The organism is Micromonospora sp. 4G55 (genome assembly GCF_016803375.1).
Genome location: NZ_JAEVHN010000940.1, coordinates 1 through 1012, shown reverse-complemented (window position 1 = coordinate 1012; position 1012 = coordinate 1). Strand labels below are relative to the sequence as shown.

Annotated in this window: 2 protein-coding genes; both read right to left on the bottom strand. The window is 75.0% G+C overall.

What is annotated here, in order from left to right:
* Nucleotides 1-99 precede the first annotated feature (99 nt).
* Nucleotides 100-330: a hypothetical protein gene (locus tag JNW89_RS36345; RefSeq protein WP_238452444.1), complete on the bottom strand. Its 231-nt coding sequence runs from the start codon at nt 328-330 to the stop codon at nt 100-102.
* The coding region (locus tag JNW89_RS36340) for a discoidin domain-containing protein (RefSeq protein ID WP_238452443.1) at nt 327-1012 on the bottom strand (686 nt) is incomplete at its 5' end. The genes JNW89_RS36345 and JNW89_RS36340, both read right to left, overlap by 4 nt.

Below are 1012 nucleotides of genomic sequence, written 5' to 3'. Positions count from 1 at the left end.
TGGTGGTGCCCGCCGGAGGGCGGGGGGGTGCCCCGGCGGGGTGGAGCTGCCGGGCCGCCGGGTCGCGGGGACGGCCGACCGGCCCGGAGACGGGCGCCGTCAGGCGGCGTGTACCTCGAACTCGGAGACCTGGCCGGCCGGCCAGGCGGTGTTGCCGGTGAAGGTCAACCTCAGGTGCCGCTGGGTGGTGGCGGGGAAGGTGATGGTGACCGTGTTGCCGGTCGCCGGGTTGAAGGCGTACCCGGCCGAGGGTTTCAGCGTGGTGAACGTCCCGCCGTCCGCCGAGCCGAGGACCGCGAGGGTCTGGGTACGGGTCTGCCAGGCCGTCACCGGCGCAGCCTCAGCACCACCCGGGACACCGAACGGGCGGTGCCCAGGTCGACGGTGAGCGACTGCGGGAAGGCGTTGTTGGCGCTCTCCCAGTAGGTGGCCGGGTTGCCGTCGACCGCGTTGCCGGCGCCGTACACGTCGGCGTGGCTGGTTTCGGTGACCGGCCGGCCCAGCGCCAGGTTCCCCGACGGCGGAGGGGTGGTGGTGGGCGGCGGGGTGGTGGTCGGCGGCGGGGCCGTGCCGCCGCCGTACACCTCGAACTCGGCGACCTGGCCCGCCGGCCACCCGGTGTTGCCGGTGAAGCTCAGCCGCAGGAAGCGCCGGCTGCCGGCCGGCAGGGTGATCGACACGGTGTTGCCGGTGGCCGGGTTGAACGTGTACCCGGCCGACCCGACGACCGTCGAGTACGCCGCGCCGTCCGTCGAGCCGGCGACCGAGAGCGTCTGGGTGCGGGTCTCCCAGCCCGCGGGCAGTTTCAGCACGATCCGGTCGGTGTCGACCGCCGCGCCGAGGTCGACGGTCAGCGTCTGCGGGAACGCGCCGTTGGCGCTCTCCCAGTAGGTGCCGGCGTTGCCGTCCACGGCGTTGCCCGCCACGTAGTTCTGCGACACGCTCGACGCGGTCACCGGCCGGCCCTGCGCCAGGTTGCGCCCGTCGGCGGCGGGGTGGTCGGGGGCCGGGG